This is a genomic window from Massiliimalia massiliensis, assembly GCF_900155615.1.
In the GTDB taxonomy this organism is placed as follows: Bacteria; Bacillota; Clostridia; order Oscillospirales; family Ruminococcaceae; genus Massiliimalia; species Massiliimalia massiliensis.
In genome coordinates this window covers 679940-703176 of record NZ_FUHT01000004.1, presented here as the reverse complement: position 1 = coordinate 703176, position 23237 = coordinate 679940, and the positions used below count along the sequence as shown (strand labels likewise).

Sequence of the window (23237 nt, the reverse complement as noted above, 5' to 3'; positions counted from 1 at the left end):
AATTTAACGACATTCAGGGGATCGCCGACAAACTACGATCACCAACATAGTTTTCTGGAAAAACCTGTTGACAACCGGCTGTATTTCAGGTATTGTTTAGCTATAAAGGAGTTTTTCATATGTATGATCAATGTCCAGATTTTATGCGGGAATTTCTATTTTATATGGAGACGATCAAAGGACGTTCTCCCCGAACAATTAAAGGATATTATACCGATCTTTGCACCTTTTTTCGCTTTATGAAATTACATAAAAAAAAGTGTGCTCCTGTCGAAGATCTCTCGCAGATTTCCATCCAGGACTTGGACATTGGGTTTGTCCGTTCGATTACCCTATCCGATGTCTATGAGTTTCTTCATTATGTCTCTACAGACCGGGACAACCAAGCAAAAACGCGCGCGAGAAAGGTTTCCTGCATTCGTGTCTTTTTTAAGTATTTGACCGTAAATATGAAGCTGTTAGATGAAAATCCAGTAGAAAACCTGGAAATCCCCAGCATTAAAAAGACGCTGCCGAAATACCTGACCTTGGAGCACTGCTATGAGCTTTTAAATGTTATAGACGGGCCGGATAAGGAACGGGACTACTGTATTATTTTGCTTTTCCTAAATTGCGGCATGCGGCTTAGCGAGCTGGTGGGAATCAATTTAAATGATATCCGGGACGACACGCTCTTATTGCGCGGCAAAGGCAATAAGGAACGGATTGTTTATTTAAACGGCGGATGCTTACAGGCCATTTCAGACTATCTGGTTATACGGAACCAGAATCTAGCTTCTATTCATTCCGAGGCAAAAAAAGCGTTATTCATTTCCCGTCGTGGAACACGCCTTGGAGCACGTCAGGTAGAACGGATCGTAGAAAAATATCTTAAATTATCCGGTTTGTCTGGTATGGGATATTCGCCGCATAAGCTCCGCCATACAGCGGCTACTATGATGTATCAGCATGGAAATGTCGATGTCAGGATTCTTCAGGAAATTTTAGGACATACTAATTTAGGTACCACGCAAATCTATACGCATGTGTCAAACGAACAAATAAAAAAAGCAGCGCAAAGCAACCCATTAGCTAATGCTGGCAAGAAAATCAATCAAAAAAAATAAATTGTATCTCACTGTAATTCTGTGATATAATAGTCTTGGAGATAATTGGAATCTTTTTTGTAAAGTTAAACAAATTAGCATTCTATTTGTAGGTAAAATTATACATGAACTTTGATAAAAAAATATCAATATCTCTTGACTTTTCTTCCTTAGTTTATTATAATGTAATTGTTAAGGAATTAACAATAAAATCGTCCAAACAATTTAAAACAATATAAATTGGAGGTTTTCTTATGGCTGAAAAGAAAGAAGCAGTAAAAAAAGAAACTGCAAAGACCAACCAACCGGATGTACAAGCAATCATCAATGATCATGTTGCCAAAGCGCAGGTCGCTTTGCAGGAATTCATGAAATATGATCAGGAACAGATTGACCATATCGTTCATGAAATGGCGCTTGCTGCTCTGGACAAACACATGAAACTTGCAAAATTGGCTGTCGAAGAAACCAAACGCGGCGTATATGAAGATAAGATCATTAAAAATTTATATGCCTCTGAATACATCTGGCACGCGATCAAAAACATGAAAACAGTCGGGATCATCAATGATAACGAGCTGGAAGGCTATATTGAAATTGCAGAACCGATTGGCGTAATCTGCGGTGTTACCCCGGTAACAAACCCGACTTCTACCACTATCTTTAAGGCGCTGAGTTCCATCAAATCCAGAAACCCGATTATTTTTGGTTTCCATCCATCTGCTCAGCAGTGCTGTGTTGCGACTGCAAAACTGCTGTTGGACGCTGCTGTGAAGGCTGGCGCTCCGAAAAACTGCATCCAGTGGGTTGAATATCCGTCTATCGAAGCAACCAATGCCCTGATGAATCACCCGGGTGTTGCAATGATCCTGGCTACCGGTGGCCCCGGCATGGTAAAGGCTGCTTACAGCGCTGGTAAGCCGGCGTTGGGCGTAGGCCCTGGTAACGTACCGGCTTATATCAACAAATCCTCCGATATGCCGGCTGCTTGCAATGACATTATGCTCTCGAAAACCTTTGACAACGGTATGATTTGTGCTTCTGAGCAGGCTGCGATTGTAGATAAAGAAGTTGCTCCGGAATTTGAACGCATCATGACTGAAAACGGATGCTACTTTGTAAAGGAAAAAGAAATTCCGCTTCTTTCTGAATTCTGCTTCCCTGCTGACAAAGGACATTCTTTAAATGGCACAATTGTTGGCCAGTCTCCGTATTGGATTGCGAAGAATGCCGGCTTCTCTGTACCGGAAGATACCAAGATCCTTATTGCAAAAATTCCTGGTGTTGGCGAAGAATATCCGCTTTCCAAAGAAAAGCTCTCCCCTGTTCTCGCTTATATCGTTGTTGACGGCGAAGAGGAAGGCTTCGAAAAATGTAAAGAAATGCTTATTCTTGGCGGTATGGGACACTCTGCTTCTATTCACACCACTGATAACGATATGGTGACCAGATTTGGCGAAGCAATGCAGGTTGGCCGCGTCATTGTTAACTCTCCGTCTTCTCAGGGCGGTATCGGCGATATTTATAACACCAGCATGCCTTCCCTGACCCTTGGCTGCGGTTCCTTTGGACGCAACTCCACAACCCAGAACGTTTCTTCCAGTAATCTGGTTAACATTAAACGTGTCGCAAAAAGGAGAACGAATATGCAGTGGTTCAAGGTTCCGCCGAAAATTTACTTTGAAGACGATTCGATTCAGTATCTGGAAAAAATGCCGGATATCAGCCGTGCATTTATTGTTACCGACCCGATGATGGTAAAATTAGGAAATGTTGACAAGGTTCTGCATTATCTGAGAAAAAGACCGGATTACTGCCATTCCGAAATCTTTGATTCTGTTGAATCAGACCCGTCTGTAGAAACCATTATGCGTGGCGTTGCTGCTATGAATAACTTCCAGCCGGATGTCATCATCGCGCTTGGCGGTGGTTCTGCAATGGATGCTGCAAAGGGTATGTGGCTGTTCTATGAACATCCCGACACCTCTTTTGACGGCTTAAGAATGAAATTTATGGATATCCGGAAACGTGCTTTCCATTTCCCGAAACTGGGCACAAAAGCACAGATGGTTTGTATCCCAACCACCTCCGGTACTGGTTCTGAAGTTACCTCCTTCTCTGTTATTACAGATAAGAAAAATAATATCAAATACCCGCTTGCTGACTACGAGCTGACCCCGGATGTTGCAATTATTGACCCGCAGTTTGTTCAGACTCTGCCAAAGAGCTTGGTTGCCGACTGTGGTATGGACGTCTTGACCCATGCAATTGAAGCATATGTCTCTGTATTGGCTTCCGATTATACTGATGGCCTTGCGCTCCAGGCAATCAAATTGGTATTTGAAAATCTGAAAAAATCCTATGATGGTGACTCCAAGGCAAGAGAAAAAATGCACAATGCTTCCTGTATGGCTGGTATGGCGTTTACCAATGCCTTCCTGGGAATCAACCACTCCCTGGCTCATAAGCTGGGCGGTGAATATCACATTCCACATGGACGCGCTAACGCAATTCTGTTGCCTTGGGTTGTAGAATACAACGCTCAGAAACCGACTAAATTTGCAACCTGGCCAAAATACGACCACTTCAAAGCAGATCAGCGCTATGCTGAAATTGCCCGTGTTGCAGGCATCCCAGCTCCGACAGTGGAAGAAGGCGTGAAAAACCTGATTGCGGCGATCCGCGAGCTGAACGATTACCTCAACATTCCGAAGAGCATTCAGGACTGCGGCGTAGATGAAAAGGTCTTTATGGCTACCGTTTACGAACTGTCTGAAAAAGCGCACGAAGATCAGTGCACCCCGGCAAACCCGAGATATCCACTGGTTACCGAACTGGAAGACATCTACAAAAAAGCTTATTATGGCTTGAAAAAATAACTTTCTTTTCAGTTTTGAAAAAAAGCAGGTTTGGGATTTCCCGCCTGCTTTTTTTCTGCCCTTCCCTCCCCTTCCGCTTGCAAGCTTTGGCCAGTTCCGTTATAATGATAGAAGAAAAAAATTAAGGGAAAGCAGGACTTTTTATGAATTTAGAAGAATGCCGTCAAACAATCGACCAGATTGATGAACAGATGTTAAAGCTATTTACAAAACGAATGGAGACAGTAATCGAGGTGGCAAAATATAAACAGGAACACAACCTCCCTGTTCTTCATCCCAAACGCGAGGAAGAAATTATCCGGCGCCAGACAGAAAAATCACCGGAAACCCTAAAGCCCTATGTCACAGAGCTTTATCAGACATTGATGAAGGTAAGCCGGGATTATCAAAACGCCCTAATTAAGTAAGGGAGAAATACTATGGCTACTTCTGCTGAATATATCGAGTTTGTATGCGAGCGGGAAGAAATCCATAAGATCATGACGGGTTCTGCTTTAGGAATCCCGTATGACGGTTCTAAGGAGCATTATATTTTAGATATTGAAAACTCTGAGCTGTGCTGTGAGGTAATTCGGCTATTGGATCTGATTACTCCCATACCAAAACCCAGAAAAAGAAAGACAAAATGAAAGACGGCGGAAACTCCCGCCGTCTTTCATTTTATTATAAGCCATTATTTAAAGGTAAACCAAAGAATTGAAAAGCCAAATGCAGACAGAAGCATGACTCCCAAATAAATACCATAAAGGACTATAAAACGTTTACGGATAGCTGGCGTCATACGCAATTTTACACATCGACCTTGATCAAATACTGCAATCGGAAGTGCGGTTTTTTGATCGAACAAGAAACGCCGCTTTTCCATATACCAAAGAAGCAGAAAGTTCAATACAGCATAGTAGACTGAATCGACAATTATGAAGAATAGAAACAGTGTTGCACTGATAGATCCCATACTTACAGTAGAAATATAAACCTGTATAGGATAAGTAATCGTAGCGATTAAAAATAGGATATAACCGCTTTTGGTCATAAAGTAAAAGAAAATGGATTCTATCGCAAAGAAAATAGTACTGACCGTATTTAAAAATACCTCCAAAATATGGATTGGCTGAAATACTCCGGTATGATGAAATAGGGTAGAAACAGTAGCAAACAACAGAATGAATGAAAAAGCAGACGATACAATTCCTATAGTCCGAAAAAATTTAAGAAACGCCATAGGATATCCACTACGTTTCAGCCACTCTGCTTTTTCTGAATAGGTTTGGGGGTTAAAGCTTGAGAGAGGGACATTTTGTGCCATACAAATTCAACCTTTCTGTCTTTTTAATTCTGGTGCTATAACAGCTCTTGATCTAAGCTTACACAAGTACAATATAAAACAGGATAATATCACTGTAGGTTCCATCGCCCATCTGAAAACCGCCTGGGATCGTTCCTAACCTCTGGAATCCAATCTTCTCATAAAGATGGATAGCTGGAAGATTGCTGCTTACTACCGCATTAAACTGCATCAGACGAAATCCCAATTCTTTTGCCTTTTGGAGGGAATGCCTTACGAGCTGCTCACCCGCCTTTTTTCCCCGGTAAGAGGACTTGACGGCAAAAGAGGCATTGGAAATATGTCCGCAGCGTCCGACATTGTTAGGATGAAGAATATACAGTCCTTTTATCTCCCCGGCATCTTCCAGAACACCGGTGAAAGATTGTTCGGCGAAAAAGTCTTCCGCTTCCCTGTCATCCTGCAAAGGTTCCTTCTGCGGAAAAGCAACCGCATCTTTTACAACTTCATTCCAGATTTCCCGCATCTGCGGCAAATCTTTGACTTCAAATGCACGAATATTCGGCTTCATGATCTTAATTCACCCCGGATCACTTGGCAAGGAAACCCACTTTACGGTATACCTTCCGCATAGTTTTTTCTGCTGTATAACCAGCTTTTTGCGCCCCGGCACGGTAAACTTCTTCTAGATATGCTTTGTCCTTCATCACGCGGTCATAATTTTCACGGATCGGACGAAGCGCTTCTGCTACTACCTCACCAACAGCAAGTTTAAAGTCACCATATCCCTTTCCAGAGAAATCCCGTTCAATCGTTTCATAGCTGTCCCCAGTCAGAACAGAATAGATAGACATCAGGTTGTTGATCCCATCCTTCCCTTCCGCATACCGGATTTCCATATCAGAGTCGGTTACAGCGCGTTTAAATTTTCTGATAATCACTTCCGGCGGGTCTAAAATGGTAATAAACGCATTTTGGTTTTCATCCGATTTTGACATTTTTTTAGCCGGATCGGCCAAAGACATCACCTTTGCCCCAACCTCCGGAATATATGGTTCCGGAATGGTAAAAGTAGGTCCATAATTATTGTTAAACCGGATTGCAATATCACGGGTGATCTCCAAATGCTGCTTTTGGTCGACGCCGACCGGAACAAGGTTTGCTTGATATAACAAAATATCAGCAGCCATTAGGGATGGGTAGGTAAACAGTCCGGCATTGATATTTTCCGGATGTTTCGCGCTCTTATCCTTAAACTGTGTCATACGGGAAAGCTCACCGAACTGGGTGTTACAGGCCAAAACCCAGTTCAGCTCCGCATGCTGGTAAACATGACTCTGAATAAACATCAAGCTTTTTTCGGGATCAACACCGCAGGCTAGTAATACCGCAAACGCGCTCAGGATTTGCTGTCTGAGCTTTGCCGGTTCCTGCCGTACAGTCAAAGAGTGCATATCGGCAATCATATAGGCGCAGTCATATTCTTCCTGTAAATGTACCCAGTTGCGGATCGCACCGATATAATTTCCCAGGGTGAAGGTTCCGGTCGGCTGGATACCGCTCAAAATAATCTGTTTCTTCTCTTGTGTGTCTGCCATAAAAGCTGGCCTCCTATCGTTAATTCCGTTTATAATGATTTGGAAAGCTCTCCCAGAATCTGGATTCCCTTCACAATGTCTTCATCACTAGGTGTGGAGAAGTTCAAGCGGAAGGACTGAGTCGGGTCGCTTTCCTTAGGCAGAAAAGCATTCCCCGGCACAACAGCTACCTTATTTTGTACTGCATTGCTGCAGAATTCCATCATATTGACTCCATCCGGCAGCGTACACCAAACAAACAATCCGCCTTCCGGTACTGTATAGGTGATTTTCGGATTGACATATTGTTTCAGGCTGTCCAGCATTAAACCGCATTTATGACGGTAGATGCCACGCAGCTTTTTTAAATGCTCCTCATAGCTGTTCTCCAATAAAAACTGGTTGCAGATCATCTGAGCCAAAATATTGGTATGTACATCGCTTACCTGTTTGCAGACTACAATTTTCTGGATGATCTCCTTATGAGCAACTACATAGCCGACTCGCAGACCAGGAGCAAGTATCTTGGAAAAAGAACCGCAGTAAATCACCCTGCCCTCTGTATCCAAAGATTTGATAGACGGGACGTGCTCTCCGGCAAAACGCAAATCACCATATGGATTATCCTCCAGGATCACAACATCATATTTTTTTGCCAGTTCCAATACGCCTTTTCTTTTTTCATAGGACATTGTTGTTCCGGTAGGATTTTGGAAGTTCGGAATCAGGTAGATCACCTTGGTATTTGGATTTTCTTTCAACGTGTTTTCCAGCTTTTCCAGATCAATCCCACCGTCAGAAAGCGGTACGCCGACCAGATTCACACCATAGGACTTAAAGGAATTCAGGCTTCCGATAAAGCTCGGATTTTCACAGACCAGCGTATCCCCAGAATCACAGAACACCTTGCAGGAAAGCTCGTTTCCCTGCTGGGCGCCGGACATAATAATAATATCGTCAAATTCATCATGAAAAATAGTTTCCCCACGGTCAAGCAGTACCTTTTTGATTGTTTCCCGCAGCGGCGTGTAGCCTTCTGTAATACTGTACTGCAAGGCAGCAATCGGGGTTTTGGTTAAAATTTCATCAGCAATCCGTTCAATTTCTTCGGTCGGAAAAGCTTCAGCAGACGGATTCCCGGCAGCAAACGAAATCACCGAAGGATCAGCGGTAAATTTCAGAATTTCCCTGATGGCAGATGCTTTTAAATTCCCCATTTTTTCTGAAAAGTTAAAGTTCAAAACAGACACGCTCCTCAATCGCACAAATTCTATTATTTTATTATACCATAAATTACAGGAACCTGCAAAAATTTTTCGGTTATCTCCTTCACCTTTTTCTGACCATTCCGGAGACGAGCAAGATCATCAGAACAGCGGCGATCCCTATTGTAACACCTACTTCATCCAGTAGGACGTCCCGGATCTGCCCATTTCTACCAGGTGTAAAATGCTGGATCGTTTCATCCAGGGCCGCCAGTATTCCTCCTGCCAGCAACGTCATGCAAAGCAGTTTTCCTGTCTTTTCATCCAAATTACGGAACCGCAGAAAAAAACACCAGAAAAAGCCAAATGCTGCATACTCTGTTAGATGCGCAAGCTTTCTAACCAGCCATTCTGATATAATTCCATCTAGATGCAGCGCCGTCAGCAGATTATTCAGGCGGGATGTCACATTTTGACTTAAAAGTGCAGAATGATCCCCAATCTGCATCGACTGATAAAGGATAAACAGCATGACAGATATGGCCAAAGTCAAAAAAACGATCATCCATCCCATTTGCCTTTTCTCCATAAACACGCTCCTACTGCCTAAAATAATATACATTGCATATAGAATATTATACCATATCTTTACGGTTCTACCAAAAGGATTTCATAAATTGTTCAAGAAGATATGATATAGTAACATTAGAAAAAAATAGTTGAGGTTATCTCCATGAATATTTTATTAAACATTACTCCCAAAAACCAAATCGCTTATGTTTATGATGATTATACCTTAAGACAAACATTGGAGAAATTGGAACATCATGGTTATTCCGCTGCACCAATTATTGACCGGGATGGCAGGTATATTGCCACAATTACCGAGGGCGATCTCCTGCACGTAATTAAAAACCGTTTTTCCCTGAATATCAAGGAAGCGGAAGGCTTACCGTTGATGGAAATACCCCGCCGGTTCCAAATTGAAGCCGTAACAGTCCACACCAGTATGGACGACTTAATTGCACATGCATTAAACCAAAATTTTGTTCCTGTGGTGGATGACCGCGGGGTTTTTATTGGAATCATCACTAGAAAAAAAATTATTCAGTATCTTTCTGCAAAATGTCAGAAATTTACGGAAAATTCTGTTATGGAAATTGAAAAAACATCTTGACAAAATAAAAAATATACGATATAATATAAAAGCTGTGTTGAGACAGCTTTTTATTTTGGAGAAGTCGCCTAGCCCGGTTTATGGCGCACGACTGGAACTCGTGTATGCGTTAATAGCGCATCGAGGGTTCGAATCCCTCCTTCTCCGCCAAACAGTCTAGAACCGCCTTAAAATGGGCGGTTCTTCTTTTATATCCCCGAAAAATCCCCGAATTTTTCGCAAAAATGAAAAAATCGACAAGGAACTCACTCCCTGTCGGATGTTGAAAAGTTGCGTGAAAATGTAAATAATTAGAAAATTATGTAAATATTTGTGGATAAAAATTTCTTCTTTTTTTCATAGAATGGTCTTTGTTTTCTAATTTATGTTTAATATGTGTGTAAATTGAAAAACAAAAAACGGGCGGCATTAGCCCACCCGTTTTTCCTATAACATTTACAAATCTACACAGCCAAGGAATCTACAATATTAGCAGCCCAGGCAACGACACCATCTACATCAGCATCTGTCACTTTACCCTGTTTAAACAAGCCGCCTTTGACCGTACATTCATATGTAGAGCCAACTACTTCCAATCCTTTGCCTTTAACAATGGTTTTCAGTTCTTCGATCGCACTGAAATTGCCGGAGCCGACCGCAAAAAACGCAACATTTTTTGCCCTGGACGGGGTTAAATCCCGACATAGGTCAAGGACAACCTTATTGGCAGAGGAACCTTTCATTTCTACACCGATGAACAGCAGCTTTTCATTTTCACTGGGATATGCAGGTGGGATCTGGTCACAGATTGATTCCTGCGCTTTTGCAATTGCACGAGCCATTTTTTCTGTATTTCCAGCGGGAGAAAAATATAATGCACGCATTTTAAACTTCATGATAAATAATGCCTCCAATAATTTAATATAAAATTATTATACCATATTTTTTTCCCAATTTATAGTTTTTTTGTAAAAGTTTTTCTATTTTCACATCTTGAATAGAATTACAGCCCTTTTTTGTGAATAATAGCGTGAAAAATAATTTCTGTATGGCAAAACCATTCAAAAAATACCGACAGTAACTTACTGTCGGTATTTTTCATTTCTATTAGTGGCAGCCGCCGCAGGTTGAGCAGCTTCCGGTGCAGCCGGACTGTTCCGCAGAACAGGTCTCGGGATCTTCCCCATTGACACACAGCATTAAAATCGTCGTAACTTCATTCATCATCTTATCCATCGCTTGTTTTGCATTATTAAACGCAACCATGTGCGGGTTCTGCATAATGGACTGGTAGACTGCTTTCAGTTCACGGTCAATATCAGCAATTTTTGCATCATCTTTCTGTTCTGCAGACATTGCTGTACTCAATTCAATTCTCTTTAGATTGAATTTCCCGATAGAATCCTGCAATTCCTCATCGTGGTCATTTGCTTCCTTCGCCTCATTCAGTGCTTTATATTCTTCGCTTGCCTGAATTTCTTTTCCCATTTGTCTTGCCAAATCGATAATCTCCATATTCAAATTCCTCTCTTTGCTTAACGTTTTATATTTTATTGTTACCGGTGAGACGTATTTATTTCACCGAGTAAAGCCCAATTTAATGCCTTGGTAATGGTTACCTCGACAAAACTGCCAATCAGTTCCTCCGATGCCGGAAAATCGACAATGAGATTCTGCTCCGTCCTCCCAGTTAAATATCCTTCACCGGCTTTTCCCGGGCCGTCAGCCAATACTCTCATCGTATCCCCAACATAACGCTGGAGCTGCTGTTCCCCGATCCTTTTCTGTTCCTCCAACAGTTCCATCAGCCATTTTGTTTTATCTTCAGCAGGAGTCGGATCATCCATAGAAGCCGCTTTTGTTCCCACACGTTTGGAATAGATAAAGGTAAATAGGGAATCGTATCTTACCTGACGGATCAGATCCATCGTCTGCAGAAAATCTTCCCTGGTTTCTCCGGGAAAACCGACGATAATATCGCTCGTAAAAGAAATATCCGGGATTCTCTGCCTGGCATACCGGATCAGTTCCAAATAGCTTTCAGTATCATAATGCCGGTTCATTTCCCGCAAAATCCGGTCGCTTCCCGACTGCACCGGCAGATGCAGATGATGGCACACCTTTTCGCATTCCGCTATGGTATCAATCAGCTCCGGGGTAGCGTCTTTGGGATGGGAGGTCATAAACCGGATTCGGAAATCCCCGTCAAGGCTGTTAATTTTTCTCAGCAGGCCGGAGAAATTAATTTCTTCTTCTAAACCCTTCCCATAGGAGTTTACATTCTGTCCCAATAGGGTAATCTCCTTATAGCCATCCAGCACAAGCTGCTCTACTTCTGCAAGGATTTCCCTCGAGGTTCGGCTGCGTTCCCTTCCGCGTACATAGGGAACAATGCAATAGGTACAAAAATTGTTGCATCCGTACATAATCGGAACCCATGCCTTTAGCGAACCGTCTCGTTGAATCGGGAGATGTTCGGCTATGACACCGTCACTATCCGGCGTCTCAAAAACGCGTTCCCTCGTACTGAGCGTCTGATATAAAAGCTCCGGCAAACGGTGCAGTACATGCGTGCCAAAGATCAAATCCACATAAGGGAAGCTCTTTTGCAGACGGTGAACAATATGCTCCTGCTGCATCATGCAGCCGCAAAGTCCAATCACCATCCCGCGCCGTCGCTGCTTGTTATGCTTGAGAGCGCCTACATTGCCAAAAACACGATCCTCAGCGTTCTCACGCACAGCACAGGTATTATAGATCACAAGGTCAGCATCCGCAGTAGATTCGCTGAAGCCATATCCCATACGTGCAAGCATTCCCTTTATTTTTTCTCCGTCGGAAACATTCTGCTGGCATCCATAACTGTGCACATGCGCAACCGGCATATGGTCGCCATACCGCATTTCCAGAATTTCCTTTACCCTGTGGGAAAATTCTTCCTGGCGAAGCAGCTCCTCTTCCGATACGAGCATTGTTTGCTGTTTGCTCAAATAGTATAACCTCCACTGGTATGATACGTATTTTAAAATTATACCATTTTCTTCTCAATTTATCAAGCTTTTCGTCAAAGCTTAATCATTTTTGGAAAAAAGGCGTTCCAAACGCTCCGCGATCCTTTCCCGGCGCTGTTCTGTCAGCCCGGTATCAATCCGGAAGCCATTTTCCTCCCAGATCAATACATCTCCTTCCCGGATAGCATCCGGTAAATTTTTCACTGGGAAACACAGGTGTTCTTTCTCCTCGGTCTCCAGGACAGCAAACCCATCCTCAATCCGGTCTACAATATATTGTTTCATTTCAGGTTATCCTTCCTTCTGTGTATGAACCGTCAGCCCTTCCCCGTCTGTTTCAAAGACGATATTTCCCAGGATATCGGAACGGAGAATTTCTCCATGTCGTTCTTCAAACCGTTTGAGCGCCTCCGCATGCGGATGTCCGTACTCGTTTTGATATCCGCACTGGATCACATAATATTCTGCTCCCACCTGATCCAAAAATTCTTCTGTATTCGACGTTTTAGAGCCGTGATGGCTCGCCAAAAATACATTTGCCCTGAGGTTTTCCCCATATTCCAGCAGATCGAGCTCCGCCTTTTTCTCCATATCCGCAGTGGAAAGGAATGCAATATTTTGGTAGGAAAAGCGTACCGCAACCGACATGTTGTTAAGATCATTATATTCTCCGGAAGGTCCCAGAATCGTCATAACAGCTCCGTCAATTTCATAATCATCTCCCACATTTGCCTGGATCACATTGACCCTCTGCATCTCAATCGCGTCTAGAAGATCCTCATAAGTCCGCGTAGTGGGAACAATACTCTTTTCCAGCTTCGGCATAATGATATTCTCGGTTGGAATCGCATTGATAACAACATCCATCCCGCCGATATGATCAGAATGAGGATGGGAAGCCACCGCATAGTCAAGCCGTTCCACACCCTGCGCTTTCAGATAAGCTACAACTGTATCCCCCTGGTCGTTCTCTCCCGCGTCAATCAGGATATTATGCTCCTTCGTCCGGATCAGCGTACAGTTTCCCTGTCCGACGTCAATATAGTGGACGGATACGTCCGCACTGCTAATCTCGGTATTCGGAAAAGACGAGTCTACAGTTAAATCTCTCCACTCATTGGCAATCTTCTGCCAGGTGGGGATTGCCGGGGAAAAGGGTAAAAAGGAGTTGACCGTAACGAGCAGTACAAAGGCTGCTGCAATCGTCAGCAGCGAATAAGCGGTTTTCGTTACCGAGGTTTTCTTCCGCCTGCTTTTTTTCCTCTTTTGATACCTTCTTTGGGTTGCCATGAACGTTTATTTCCTTTCTGTGCGTTTCTCTGCTTCACTGCGCCGGCAGAATGCCGCCTTGCATCCTGTTTTCGCAAATTTTCAGGCACATCCTCTACCAGCGCGTTTTTCCCTGTTCCGATCAGGTCGAAACGTTTGGCTTTTTTCAGCGCTTTTAACACCAGTCTTTGGTTTTTCGGGTGAAAATACTGCAGTAATGCACGCTGCATTGCCTTATCCTCCGGTTCAGTGGGGACAAATACCGGCTCCATTGTGTACGGGTCAAGGCCGGTAAAATACATACAGGTGGAAACAGTACCCGGCGTCGGATAAAAATCCTGCACCTGTTCAGGCCGGATGCGGTTCTGTTTTAAAAACAGCGCCAATTCGATTGCATCCTGCAGGGTACTGCCAGGATGCGAGGACATCAGGTATGGTACAAGATACTGCTCTTTGCCCGCTTCCTTTGTCTTTTGGTAAAACTTTTTCATAAAAGCAAGATAGGTTTCAATATGCGGCTTCCCCATCTTGTCCAGCACCGCATTGCTACAATGCTCCGGCGCAACTTTTAGCTGTCCGCTGACATGATACTGCACCAGCTCGTCAAAAAACGCCTCGTTTCGGTCCTCCATTAGATAGTCATAACGGATACCAGAACGAATAAAGACGCGTTTGACGCCTTTTATTTTCCGTATTTTACGCAGTAATTCCAGATATTCTGTATGATCGGCTTCCAGTTGCCTGCACGGAGAGGGAGCCAAGCATTTTTTTCCTTTGCAAAGCCCTTGTGTAAGCTGCTTCTTGCAGGACGGCTGCCTGAAATTAGCCGTCGGCCCCCCTACATCGTGGATATAGCCCTTAAATCTGGGATTGGCAGCCAGCAGCTCCGCTTCCCGGATAACCGACTCTTCGCTCCGCGTCGCAATCTTTCTTCCTTGATGGAAGGCAATAGAACAGAAATTACATGCTCCAAAACAACCTCGGTTATGGGCAATCGAAAATTCAACCTCTTCAATTGCAGCGACTCCTCCCAGCGCCTCATAACTCGGATGATACATCCGCATATATAGCAAGGCATACACCTTGTCAAGCTCTGACTGGCTTAGCGAGCGCATCGGCGGGTTTTGTACCAGCATCTTCTTTCCCTGACGCTGAATGATTGTTTTCCCGTAAACCTCGTCCTGTTCATTCATCTGCTGTCTGGTCGCTTTTGCATAACTCTTTTTGTCCCTCGCCACGATTTCAAAATCAGGGCACTGTACAGCGCCGTAAGGCGTGTTGACCGGATCAGTAAGATAGCATGTCCCACGGATTTCTGTCATCTCGCTGACCGCTTTTCCTTCCCGAAAGCAACGACCGATTTCGATAATCTGCAATTCGCCCATCCCATACATCAAAAGATCGGCGCCGGAAGACATCAAAACGGAAGGATGCACCTTATCATCCCAATAGTCATAGTGCGCAAACCGCCGCAGAGAAGCCTCCAGCCCGCCAATCAATACCGGAACCTCCGGATAGATCCGCTTTAGGGACTGGGTATAAACGGTAACCGCCCGGTCAGGCCGTTTTCCAGCCTTGCCTCCCGGAGTATAGGCGTCGTCAGACCGCTTCCGTTTTGCAACGGTATAATGCGCAACCATAGAATCAATATTCCCGGCTGTGACTAAAAACGCATATTTCGGCTTTCCGAATACCGTAAAGTCCGTATCGCCATTCCAATCCGGCTGAGAAATCATCCCAACTGAAAAGCCCTGGCTTTCCAATACCCTGGAAATAATGGCAATGCCAAAGGATGGATGATCTACATAGGCGTCTCCGGTTACACAGATAAAGTCAAACTGCCGGATGCCCTGCTCCGTCATTTCCTTTTTGGTGATTGGTAAAAATCCCGCCATACCTTCCTCCAAACTAATTTATAAAAATAGGCGTTCCAGTATTTCGGCTACGCCGTCCTCATCATTTGTTTTTGCTACCATATCAGCAGCGCTCTGAATCTCAGCAGGAGAATTCCCCATTGCTATGCCAAGTCCTGCCTCACGCAGCATCGCAAGATCATTAAAATGATCTCCAAAAGCGATCATCTGTTCCGGTACTATCCCCATCCGGCTGCAGAGTACTTTAACCGCTTCAGCTTTTGTCACGCCCAGCGGCATGATTTCGAGATAGGTCGCTTTCGATAAAGAAATATTCAGCTTTGTCCCGAACTGCCGCAGGAGTACCTTCTGCAGTCCGGAGATTTCCTCTGCCTGTCCGATACAAAGGAGCTTATTTGGTTCTGTATGACAGCGTGTCCATTCTTCGAACAGCTTATCCTGCTCGGCTATCTCCGGATCAAAGCCAATGGCTTCGGCTTCCCAGGAGGCTTCCTTGTCCATTGCTTCAACATACCAATGTTCAGCCTGATAAAGGCTGGTGTGGACTGGGTGCCGGCGGGTGATATCACAGATCTGTTTTGTTAGCTCTAACGGAATGGTACGGTTGAAAACAACCTGCCCGTCCAGGACGATATATCCGCCGCTATAAGCACAGACAGGAGGATTTTCCTCCCATAACGCTTCGTAAAAACAGGAAATCCCCTGCGGCGGTCTGGCAGAAACCAAAACAACAGGAATCCCCTGTTGTTTGAGCGCCAGGATTGCTTTCCTGGTACGCTCAGTGAGGATTCCCTGTGAATTTAAAATCGTACCGTCGATATCTGAGCAAACAAGCCGGTAGTCTCTTTTTGTCACGATTCCTGTTCCCCTTCCTGACGGTTTAATTTCATTTCAATCCATTGGTCGCGTGTCATTAAAACCTGCCGTGGTTTGCTGCCCTCAAAAGGCCCGATGATTCCCTTTGTTTCCATATCATCCATCAGGCGCGCCGCTCTGGCATAGCCCACCTTTAGCTTCCGCTGCAGGTAGGAGGTAGAGGCCTGCGAAGCTTCAATAACGCATTCAATCGCGTCATCCAAAAGCTCGTCCACATCCTCCCCGCTCCCACTGTCAGAAGCTTTTGTATTTTTTTCCTTGACAGCCTGACGTTCAATTTCATCCAGAATTTTATCATCATATTCAGATTCCACGTTGCCCTTGACAAACTGGACAATTTCTTCTACCTCTTTATCGCTGACATAGCAGCACTGAAGCCGGGTAGGCTTTGGCATTCCCACCGGATAAAACAGCATGTCTCCCCGTCCGAGCAGCTTTTCCGCTCCGCCGGAATCCAGAATGGTACGTGAATCAACCTGCGAGGAGACTGCAAATGCAATTCTGGAGGGGATGTTTGCTTTAATTACCCCGGTAATCACGTCAACGGAGGGGCGCTGTGTAGCAATCACCAGATGCATTCCCGCCGCACGGGCCATCTGCGCTAACCGGCAGATGGAGTCCTCTACCTCATTGGGAGCAGCCATCATCAGGTCAGCCAGCTCGTCTATAATGATCACAATCTGTGGGAGAGGGTTTAGATCCTCCTGAACCCTTGCCAGCTCGTTATAGCCGTGCAAATCCCGAACCTGATTATCCGCAAACAGCTTATAGCGGTTGAGCATTTCCGTAACCGCCCAGCCCAGTGCTCCGGCAGCCTTGCGCGGGTCGGTAACCACCGGAACCAGCAGATGCGGGATTCCGTTATAAATTCCCAGTTCCACTACTTTCGGGTCGATCATCAAAAGCCGTACCTCATCCGGACTTGACTTATACATCAGGCTGATAATCAATGTATTGATACACACTGATTTCCCGGAACCAGTTGCGCCTGCAATCAGCATATGCGGCATCTTCGCAATATCAAAAACAACCTCTTTGCCCGAAATATCACGCCCCAAGGCAACAGACAGCTTGCTCTTTGCGTCGCGGAACGCCGCAGAGTCTACAACCTCCCGAATGGTGACAATATCGGTTGTCCGGTTCGGGACTTCAATCCCGACTGCCGCTTTGTTAGGTATCGGCGCCTCGATCCGTACCCCGGCCGCCGCCAGGTTTAATGCGATATCATCGGCAAGCCCGGTAATCTTACTGATTTTTACTCCGGCTGAGGGCTGCAGTTCATATCGGGTCACAGTCGGCCCCCGGCTGATATCAATTACCCGTGTCTGGACGCCGAAGCTTTTCAGGGTATCTACCAGCCGTTCCGCGTTCGCACGCAGTTCGGAAGAGATATCCCCATTCTTCCGGTTAACCGGCGCCTTCAACAGGCTAACCGGAGGATAGCGGTATAAAACGCACTGTTCGCCTGAAGCGGAACGTTCTGTAAGCTGCTTTGCAATTTCCGTATCCGGTTTCTCTGCCTTTTCTGCCGCTGCCGGTTTTTCTTCTTTTCCAACCGCCTGTTTTACCAGGTCATCCAGCGGTGCTGTAGTTTCCGCTTTTTCAACATCCATTTTCTCCGGCAATGAAAGCTCATCAGCCTCTGGTACCAGGGGAACCTTCCCGATTGCGGCCTTGGAAGTATCCGTATTCTCAATCACATCAATAAACTGCTCTGTCAATTCCGGCTTCACGCTGATCTCTGGCTTGGGTTCCGTATGAAAAATCGCTTTTGAGGAGGAAACCGGATGTTTAGGCAGAGACTCAGGCCCCAAATCCACATCAATATTAAATTTCGCTTCCTGCTCCCTTTCTCGTTCCTCCTGACGCTGGATATAGTGATCCTCCATCATTTTAACCGGTTTGGATACATTCCGGAAGAAATCCAGCAGCGTCGCGCCGGTAATGAGCAGGATAAACGCAAATGCAAACAAAACGATAATAATTGTTGCACCCAGCTTGCCGCATAGATATAAAAGCGGCATACCGAGCAAAATTCCCCATACTCCGCCGCTCACACCTTCAGTTCCGTAAAGGTATAGATGTTTTACGGCTTCCCAGACGCCTTCTCCCGGATACTTCCCGACAAAAACAATCTGAATAAACGCGCAGAAGAGTGCCATCAAAATCGCCGACTGCCAAAGCTTATGCCGGATTTTTCCCATATGTTCGTCCAGGGTAGCACGAATGGCTATGTACAAAATTAAAACCGGAACGACAAAAGCGCCTGTGCCAAAAATCCCGAACAGCGCTTCATGAGTCCAGCGCCACAGGTTCTGTCCCTTGACAAAGATAAGCGCAAGCAATAAAAGGCCGACCGCAAACAGGATGATCGCCCACACCTGACGCTTATGATGCTCCTGCTTTGCAAGACGCTCCTGCGCCGCTTTTGACCTGGGAGCAGGTTTCCGGCCGGAAGCCTGCTTTGATTTTTGTGACGCCGGCTTTGATGTCCTGGAAGAGGAGGAAGTCCGCGAAGCCGAAGATTTCTTTTTTACTGCCATGAAACTGATCCGCCTTTTCTATGATGAAATCTTTTATAGTATATGGCCAAATGAGGTCATGATATTGCCGCCGCAAATGTGCTCATAAATCCCAATCCCGGTCACAATAATCCCCAGGATCAGGGTATAGAAAGCAAAAATTTTGAACCGGTTTGCCTTTAACAGCCACTGCACCATTTTAATGGAAAGGAAACCAACCACCGCCGAGGTTACCAGTCCGACAATAATAACACCCACTGACAAGTTCATATCCGATGGCGTGATGTCCTTTAGTTCCATCACCGAGCCGCCCAGGATCGCCGGAATTCCCAGAATAAAGGAAAAGGAAACTGCGGTTTCCTTGGAAAGTCCGCACATTAAACCAGAAGCAATGGTAGAGCCGGAACGCGATACGCCCGGGAGCGGCGCTACCGCCTGCAGGGTACCAATAACCAAAGCATCCCGAGGCGTAATCTGTCCGATAGTTTTTGTTCCATGTATACTGCGGTCTGCAAAGAAGAGCAAAGTCGCCGTCAAAAGGAAGCAAAGCCCTTCCACCAAGATATCGTCGTCTGATGAAACCGCTTTGTAAACGTCTCCCAGAACGAAATAAATAATCAACAGCGGAACAAGCGCCAGAATAATCATGAAAATCATATTGCGCTCAGGATTCCGATTTTTAAAGGAAAATTTTCCTGTGAAGATATCCCGTATCATCCGGAAAAATTCCATGATTAAGTCCCAGATTAAACGATAAAACGCGCCGAATACAGCAACCAGCGTCCCGACATGGAGAATAATGGAGAACATCAGTCCGGATTCTCCGCTTAAGCCTGTGAAATGCTGATAGAGCGATAGGTGCCCGGAGCTGGACACTGGTAAAAATTCTGTCAGTCCTTGAACGATTCCCTGAATAATTGCTTCGATAATAGACATAGTGTATGTAACCTTTCTTCTTATTAAAAATGGATCTAAAAGACCTGCTCTAACGCAAGTCCTTTAGATTCATTCCCAGACTGTACTTCGGATTCAGATAATCCTTGGGGTTCGTGGATATAATCCGGTTAAGCATAACATCCTGATTATATTTTACACCCTCAAGGATACAATTATCAACCCTTTTGTAAAAATAACTTGGCTGATTTTCCTGAGCAAATATTTCATTTTCGTCAATGATTGTGTACAACATCGCTTTTTTCCTCCTGATCCGACAACGTTTCATCAATCATAGTGTAGAGATAATGAAGCGCGTCCGATAATCCTCCCAGGGAATCGATCAGACCCTCTTTAACCGCATCCGTCCCGTTCAATACGGTACCGACATCCATCGCCAGCTCTCCGGTTTTCATCATCAGCTCCGTAAAGCGGTCTTCGGTAATCCGGGAATTCTCGGTTACAAATTGGACAATCCTGTCCTGCATTTTCTCAAAATAGGAAAAGGTCTGCGGAACGCCTAATACTAAGCCGCTCATCCGTACCGGATGGATTGTCATTGTGGCAGAGGGGACGATAAAAGAGTGCTTGGCGCTGACGGCAAGCGGCACGCCGATGGAATGTCCGCCTCCCAGAACGATCGATACCGTCGGTTTGCTCATCCCGGCAATCAGCTCCGCAATGGCAAGTCCGGCCTCCACGTCTCCTCCAACCGTATTGATCATGATGATCAGTCCTCTGATATCGGGATCCTCCTCAATGGCCACAAGCTGAGGGATCACATGCTCGTATTTCGTGGTTTTATTCTGGGCCGGAAGGATATAATGACCCTCCACCTGTCCGATAATCGTCAGGCAATGGATTAAATGCTTCCCCTTCGTGGTAATTGAGCCCATATCAACGATGCTGTTTCTCTGTTCTTCCGAATCCTTGTCCTGATTCTGATCAGTCTGTTCTTCCTCTGTCTCCTCTTCTTCGTTTTTCCATTCTGTATTCATGGTTCTCTCTCCTTTCAAGCTTTCTGTTAGATAGTTTGTCCCAAAAGAAGAAAAATAAAAAATATTGCCATATTTCAGGCAATATTTTTATTTTGAAGTAATTTCCTGCTGATCCTCAAATAAAAGCTGGGCATATTGCTGCGGCGTCTCACCCATGATCAGTGTTTCGGAAATGATATATTCCGAATCAATCGTGACTGTTTCGCGGTGCATTAACCCCACGCACATCAGGTCAAGGGAAAGATGAAGCACCAGCCGATGCCGGGTCTGGTTGATACCCGCGGCATCAAACTCGCTGGTAATACTGCTTTTTAAATAGCCAATCGGATAAATGTCAAAATTAACCATCGGGCCTTTCGCAGAAAAAAACCAAAAATTACTCAAGCTTCCCAGAGGGATCTGAATCGATTCAATTCCTTCATCGTGAAGCTGGCCTAATACCGAGTCGGTGATCTTATTCCGCACTAGGTTTACCTGCTCGGCATTAACCGAAATAGAGGAAATGCTTTGATTGTCCTGATACCGAATTTCTACCATCTGATCCGGCGATACCGATTCATCCTCCAGCAATTGAGTGACAGACTGGTTTAAAATTCGGGTGCCGATATTGTGAATCTGGTCTTTTGTCACATTTGCAAATAAATTGTCAATCGCATGATTAAAAAGCATCAGGCTAATACAGAGCATAACTATGACAAAACAGAATTTCATCTGTATTTTCAGGTGCCTGCGTTTTCTTCTTCTCATCGGAAAAACCCTCTTAAAATCAAAAAATAAAGCCTTTATTTTCAATATATGCTATATTTTCCATTTTGGTGAATCATTTGAAAAAAATCGGCCTCTTTGCAAATTGATATTGAAATCATTGCCGTAAATTGTTACAATGATAAGAAAGGACTTCTTACAGTAAGGATGATAAAAGATGGCTTACGAGCACCTGATCGATCTGAATGACCTCTCTGTTTCTAAATGGAATGAGATTATCAGCCTGGCGCTAAAAATTAAAAAGAATGAATCAGTATATTCAGAGGCGTGTAAAAATAAAATTTTGGCAACTCTGTTTTATGAACCCTCTACCCGAACCCAAATGTCTTTTCAAACTGCTATGCTCCGTCTGGGCGGACAGATCATTGGTTTTGACAACCCTCAGAATTCCTCTGTCTCAAAGGGTGAAAACCTAACGGATACCATCCGAATTGTTTCAGGATACGCTGATATCCTTGCAATGCGTCATCCGTTGGAAGGAGCTGCCAAGGCCGCGGCGCTCTACGCGGAATGTCCGGTTATTAACGCCGGCGACGGCGGGCACCTGCACCCAACCCAAACGCTAACTGATCTTGTTACACTACAGAGTGAAAAGGGTTCCTTAAGCGGACTGACTGTCGGCTTATGCGGGGATTTAAAATACGGCAGAACCGTGCATTCTCTGATTAAGGCACTTTCCATGTATCCAGATAACCGATTTATCCTGATTTCCACTAAAGAGCTCTCCATCCCGCAGTATATCAAGGATTGGATGAACAGTCATAACTGCCCTTATCGGGAATGCTACTCCCTTGCAGAAGCGATTCCGGAGCTTGACGTTCTGTATATGACCAGAATCCAAAAAGAACGCTTCGCCTCTGAAGAAGAGTACCGGCAGCAGAAAAATGTCTATATCCTGGACATGCAAAAGCTCTTTTCCGCAAAGCAGGATCTCTGCATCCTGCATCCCCTTCCCAGGGTGGACGAAATTGATTTAAATGTGGATAAGGATCCGCGCGCCATGTATTTTAAGCAGGCGGTGAACGGTGTCTATGCCAGAATGGCGCTAATCATTACGCTGCTGAATGCCAGGGAACAGACCTCGCTCCTTTCCCACCACAATCCGGCAGTCTGCTGCAGCAATCCGAAATGCATTACGAACCACGAAACATATCTGGAAAAATCTTATAAGGAAAATGGTGATTTGCTTGTCTGCGAATACTGCGATGAAAGACAGCTTTTATAAAAAGCGAATACTGCTGCTATTCGGTTCCCCGCATCATGTCGGCTCTACCTTTCGGCTTGTGATGCAGTTTTTGGATCAGTTTGAGGATCATACATATTTGCTGGAGCAATACAACCTCTTTGAAATGGATTTGCTGCCCTGCACTGATTGCGGAAACTGTCAGCACGGGCTATGCTGCTTAAACCATATCGATTATTATGAGGAAATCATCGAGGCTATCCAGCGGGCTGATCTTATTGTCCTTGCTTCCCCTGTCTACTGCGGCGGTTTTCCTGCGCCTGTCAAGGCGATGATGGATCGTGCGCAGCAATTTTATGTCAACAAATTTGCCGGACGGGCCAGAACTTTCCCTCAGCGCAAAAAGGGAATCCTTTTGATGACCGGCGGAAACTGCGGAGAAAAGCTGCAGGAATACCTATCCATTCCTACCAAAATGTTTTTTGACTGCATTAACACAGAATATTGCGGGAAAGCCATCATAGGAAACCTTGACAATAAGCTTTCCTTTGAAGCTGATTTTTCTCATATCTTTGATAAGATTTCAGATATCTAATAACAAACGGCAAATCCAATATTG

General features: G+C 44.8%; 24 protein-coding genes and 1 tRNA gene. 8 read left to right on the top strand and 17 right to left on the bottom strand.

Translation table 11 applies throughout. The annotated features are described in order from the left end of the window. Window positions 1-119: 119 nt before the first annotated feature. The 4 genes from CZ360_RS11940 to CZ360_RS11925 all read left to right on the top strand — a co-directional run bounded on the left by CZ360_RS11940 (window position 120) and on the right by CZ360_RS11925 (window position 4593). On the top strand, window positions 120-1106 hold the full coding sequence (locus CZ360_RS11940; RefSeq protein ID WP_077534414.1) for a tyrosine recombinase XerC: 987 nt from the start codon (window positions 120-122) through the stop codon (window positions 1104-1106). Window positions 1107-1339: 233 nt separating this feature from the next. Next, window positions 1340-3964 carry a bifunctional acetaldehyde-CoA/alcohol dehydrogenase gene (adhE, locus tag CZ360_RS11935; protein ID WP_077534413.1) on the top strand — a complete coding sequence of 875 codons (2625 nt, stop codon included), beginning with the start codon at window positions 1340-1342 and terminating at the stop codon, window positions 3962-3964. Between the two features lie 143 nt (window positions 3965-4107). Next, complete coding sequence (locus CZ360_RS11930; RefSeq protein WP_077534412.1) at window positions 4108-4371, top strand: chorismate mutase; 264 nt, start codon at window positions 4108-4110, stop codon at window positions 4369-4371. A 12-nt stretch (window positions 4372-4383) separates the two neighbouring features. Continuing rightward, a complete protein-coding gene (locus CZ360_RS11925) occupies window positions 4384-4593 on the top strand; it encodes a hypothetical protein (protein ID WP_077534411.1) in 210 nt (69 codons plus the stop codon). Between the two features lie 44 nt (window positions 4594-4637). Here CZ360_RS11925 and CZ360_RS11920 read toward each other — a convergent pair whose 3' ends face one another. The 5 genes from CZ360_RS11920 to CZ360_RS11900 all read right to left on the bottom strand — a co-directional run bounded on the left by CZ360_RS11920 (window position 4638) and on the right by CZ360_RS11900 (window position 8596). Beyond that, window positions 4638-5270 carry a hypothetical protein gene (locus tag CZ360_RS11920; RefSeq protein ID WP_077534410.1) on the bottom strand — a complete coding sequence of 211 codons (633 nt, stop codon included), beginning with the start codon at window positions 5268-5270 and terminating at the stop codon, window positions 4638-4640. A 58-nt stretch (window positions 5271-5328) separates the two neighbouring features. Continuing rightward, window positions 5329-5820 (bottom strand): GNAT family N-acetyltransferase, encoded by a 492-nt coding sequence (locus CZ360_RS11915; RefSeq protein WP_077534409.1) that lies wholly within the window; start codon window positions 5818-5820, stop codon window positions 5329-5331. A 19-nt stretch (window positions 5821-5839) separates the two neighbouring features. Then, window positions 5840-6847: a tryptophan--tRNA ligase gene (trpS, locus tag CZ360_RS11910; protein WP_077534408.1), complete on the bottom strand. Its 1008-nt coding sequence runs from the start codon at window positions 6845-6847 to the stop codon at window positions 5840-5842. A 29-nt stretch (window positions 6848-6876) separates the two neighbouring features. Continuing rightward, the gene (locus CZ360_RS11905; RefSeq protein WP_077534407.1) at window positions 6877-8067 is read right to left on the bottom strand and encodes an aminotransferase-like domain-containing protein; all 1191 of its coding nucleotides are present in this window, start codon (window positions 8065-8067) and stop codon (window positions 6877-6879) included. 88 nt (window positions 8068-8155) lie between these two features. Beyond that, entirely contained in the window at window positions 8156-8596 is a 441-nt protein-coding gene (locus CZ360_RS11900) for a VanZ family protein (protein WP_159438284.1), read from the bottom strand. A 168-nt stretch (window positions 8597-8764) separates the two neighbouring features. On the opposite strand from CZ360_RS11900, the gene CZ360_RS11895 reads away from it, so the two are divergent. Next, window positions 8765-9208 (top strand): CBS domain-containing protein, encoded by a 444-nt coding sequence (locus CZ360_RS11895; protein ID WP_077534405.1) that lies wholly within the window; start codon window positions 8765-8767, stop codon window positions 9206-9208. A 57-nt stretch (window positions 9209-9265) separates the two neighbouring features. Next, window positions 9266-9358 (top strand) — tRNA-Ser (locus tag CZ360_RS11890). Window positions 9359-9651: 293 nt separating this feature from the next. Here CZ360_RS11890 and CZ360_RS11885 read toward each other — a convergent pair. The 12 genes from CZ360_RS11885 to yunB form a co-directional block, all read right to left on the bottom strand. After that, window positions 9652-10083, bottom strand: a complete 432-nt coding sequence (locus tag CZ360_RS11885; protein WP_077534404.1) for a flavodoxin family protein — start codon at window positions 10081-10083, stop codon at window positions 9652-9654. Between the two features lie 211 nt (window positions 10084-10294). After that, entirely contained in the window at window positions 10295-10702 is a 408-nt protein-coding gene (locus CZ360_RS11880) for a YlbF/YmcA family competence regulator (RefSeq protein ID WP_077534403.1), read from the bottom strand. A 41-nt stretch (window positions 10703-10743) separates the two neighbouring features. Further along, a complete protein-coding gene (gene miaB / locus CZ360_RS11875) occupies window positions 10744-12177 on the bottom strand; it encodes a tRNA (N6-isopentenyl adenosine(37)-C2)-methylthiotransferase MiaB (protein ID WP_324612710.1) in 1434 nt (477 codons plus the stop codon). An 81-nt stretch (window positions 12178-12258) separates the two neighbouring features. Continuing rightward, a complete protein-coding gene (locus CZ360_RS11870) occupies window positions 12259-12483 on the bottom strand; it encodes a DUF3006 domain-containing protein (RefSeq protein WP_077534402.1) in 225 nt (74 codons plus the stop codon). Between the two features lie 6 nt (window positions 12484-12489). Further along, window positions 12490-13488: a ComEC/Rec2 family competence protein gene (locus CZ360_RS11865; protein ID WP_077534401.1), complete on the bottom strand. Its 999-nt coding sequence runs from the start codon at window positions 13486-13488 to the stop codon at window positions 12490-12492. Beyond that, window positions 13428-15362, bottom strand: coding sequence for a YgiQ family radical SAM protein (locus tag CZ360_RS11860; RefSeq protein ID WP_077534400.1), 1935 nt, complete (start codon window positions 15360-15362; stop codon window positions 13428-13430). Before CZ360_RS11860 ends, CZ360_RS11865 begins: the two co-directional genes overlap by 61 nt. Before the next feature lie 18 nt (window positions 15363-15380). Next, window positions 15381-16196 carry a Cof-type HAD-IIB family hydrolase gene (locus CZ360_RS11855; RefSeq protein ID WP_159438282.1) on the bottom strand — a complete coding sequence of 272 codons (816 nt, stop codon included), beginning with the start codon at window positions 16194-16196 and terminating at the stop codon, window positions 15381-15383. After that, a complete protein-coding gene (locus CZ360_RS11850; RefSeq protein WP_077534398.1) occupies window positions 16193-18760 on the bottom strand; it encodes an FtsK/SpoIIIE family DNA translocase in 2568 nt (855 codons plus the stop codon). Before CZ360_RS11850 ends, CZ360_RS11855 begins: the two co-directional genes overlap by 4 nt. 33 nt (window positions 18761-18793) lie before the next feature. Continuing rightward, the gene (locus CZ360_RS11845) at window positions 18794-19675 is read right to left on the bottom strand and encodes an undecaprenyl-diphosphate phosphatase (RefSeq protein ID WP_077534397.1); all 882 of its coding nucleotides are present in this window, start codon (window positions 19673-19675) and stop codon (window positions 18794-18796) included. A gap of 49 nt (window positions 19676-19724) precedes the next feature. After that, a complete protein-coding gene (locus CZ360_RS11840) occupies window positions 19725-19928 on the bottom strand; it encodes a YlzJ-like family protein (RefSeq protein WP_159438281.1) in 204 nt (67 codons plus the stop codon). Further along, window positions 19909-20670 carry a ClpP family protease gene (locus CZ360_RS11835; RefSeq protein WP_077534395.1) on the bottom strand — a complete coding sequence of 254 codons (762 nt, stop codon included), beginning with the start codon at window positions 20668-20670 and terminating at the stop codon, window positions 19909-19911. The genes CZ360_RS11840 and CZ360_RS11835 overlap by 20 nt, the downstream gene beginning before the upstream one ends. A gap of 87 nt (window positions 20671-20757) precedes the next feature. Further along, a complete protein-coding gene (yunB, locus tag CZ360_RS11830; RefSeq protein ID WP_077534394.1) occupies window positions 20758-21417 on the bottom strand; it encodes a sporulation protein YunB in 660 nt (219 codons plus the stop codon). 175 nt (window positions 21418-21592) lie between these two features. On the opposite strand from yunB, the gene pyrB reads away from it, so the two are divergent. Both pyrB and CZ360_RS11820 read left to right on the top strand, forming a co-directional pair. After that, a complete protein-coding gene (pyrB, locus tag CZ360_RS11825) occupies window positions 21593-22660 on the top strand; it encodes an aspartate carbamoyltransferase (protein ID WP_077534393.1) in 1068 nt (355 codons plus the stop codon). Beyond that, window positions 22623-23213 (top strand): flavodoxin family protein, encoded by a 591-nt coding sequence (locus CZ360_RS11820; protein ID WP_159438279.1) that lies wholly within the window; start codon window positions 22623-22625, stop codon window positions 23211-23213. Before pyrB ends, CZ360_RS11820 begins: the two co-directional genes overlap by 38 nt. Window positions 23214-23237: the final 24 nt, after the last annotated feature.

Excerpts from the sequence above, each read along its gene's own strand:
- CZ360_RS11940 (WP_077534414.1), top strand. The coding sequence starts at position 120 with ATGTATGATCAATGTCCAGATTTTATGCGGGAATTTCTATTTTATATG.
- adhE (WP_077534413.1), top strand. The coding sequence starts at position 1,340 with ATGGCTGAAAAGAAAGAAGCAGTAAAAAAAGAAACTGCAAAGACCAAC.
- CZ360_RS11930 (WP_077534412.1), top strand. The coding sequence starts at position 4,108 with ATGAATTTAGAAGAATGCCGTCAAACAATCGACCAGATTGATGAACAG.
- CZ360_RS11925 (WP_077534411.1), top strand. The coding sequence starts at position 4,384 with ATGGCTACTTCTGCTGAATATATCGAGTTTGTATGCGAGCGGGAAGAA.
- CZ360_RS11920 (WP_077534410.1), bottom strand. The coding sequence starts at position 5,270 with ATGGCACAAAATGTCCCTCTCTCAAGCTTTAACCCCCAAACCTATTCA.
- CZ360_RS11915 (WP_077534409.1), bottom strand. The coding sequence starts at position 5,820 with ATGAAGCCGAATATTCGTGCATTTGAAGTCAAAGATTTGCCGCAGATG.
- trpS (WP_077534408.1), bottom strand. The coding sequence starts at position 6,847 with ATGGCAGACACACAAGAGAAGAAACAGATTATTTTGAGCGGTATCCAG.
- CZ360_RS11900 (WP_159438284.1), bottom strand. The coding sequence starts at position 8,596 with ATGATCGTTTTTTTGACTTTGGCCATATCTGTCATGCTGTTTATCCTT.
- CZ360_RS11895 (WP_077534405.1), top strand. The coding sequence starts at position 8,765 with ATGAATATTTTATTAAACATTACTCCCAAAAACCAAATCGCTTATGTT.
- CZ360_RS11885 (WP_077534404.1), bottom strand. The coding sequence starts at position 10,083 with ATGAAGTTTAAAATGCGTGCATTATATTTTTCTCCCGCTGGAAATACA.
- CZ360_RS11880 (WP_077534403.1), bottom strand. The coding sequence starts at position 10,702 with ATGGAGATTATCGATTTGGCAAGACAAATGGGAAAAGAAATTCAGGCA.
- CZ360_RS11870 (WP_077534402.1), bottom strand. The coding sequence starts at position 12,483 with ATGAAACAATATATTGTAGACCGGATTGAGGATGGGTTTGCTGTCCTG.
- CZ360_RS11865 (WP_077534401.1), bottom strand. The coding sequence starts at position 13,488 with ATGGCAACCCAAAGAAGGTATCAAAAGAGGAAAAAAAGCAGGCGGAAG.
- CZ360_RS11860 (WP_077534400.1), bottom strand. The coding sequence starts at position 15,362 with ATGGCGGGATTTTTACCAATCACCAAAAAGGAAATGACGGAGCAGGGC.
- CZ360_RS11850 (WP_077534398.1), bottom strand. The coding sequence starts at position 18,760 with ATGGCAGTAAAAAAGAAATCTTCGGCTTCGCGGACTTCCTCCTCTTCC.
- CZ360_RS11845 (WP_077534397.1), bottom strand. The coding sequence starts at position 19,675 with ATGTCTATTATCGAAGCAATTATTCAGGGAATCGTTCAAGGACTGACA.
- CZ360_RS11840 (WP_159438281.1), bottom strand. The coding sequence starts at position 19,928 with ATGTTGTACACAATCATTGACGAAAATGAAATATTTGCTCAGGAAAAT.
- CZ360_RS11835 (WP_077534395.1), bottom strand. The coding sequence starts at position 20,670 with ATGAATACAGAATGGAAAAACGAAGAAGAGGAGACAGAGGAAGAACAG.
- yunB (WP_077534394.1), bottom strand. The coding sequence starts at position 21,417 with ATGAGAAGAAGAAAACGCAGGCACCTGAAAATACAGATGAAATTCTGT.
- pyrB (WP_077534393.1), top strand. The coding sequence starts at position 21,593 with ATGGCTTACGAGCACCTGATCGATCTGAATGACCTCTCTGTTTCTAAA.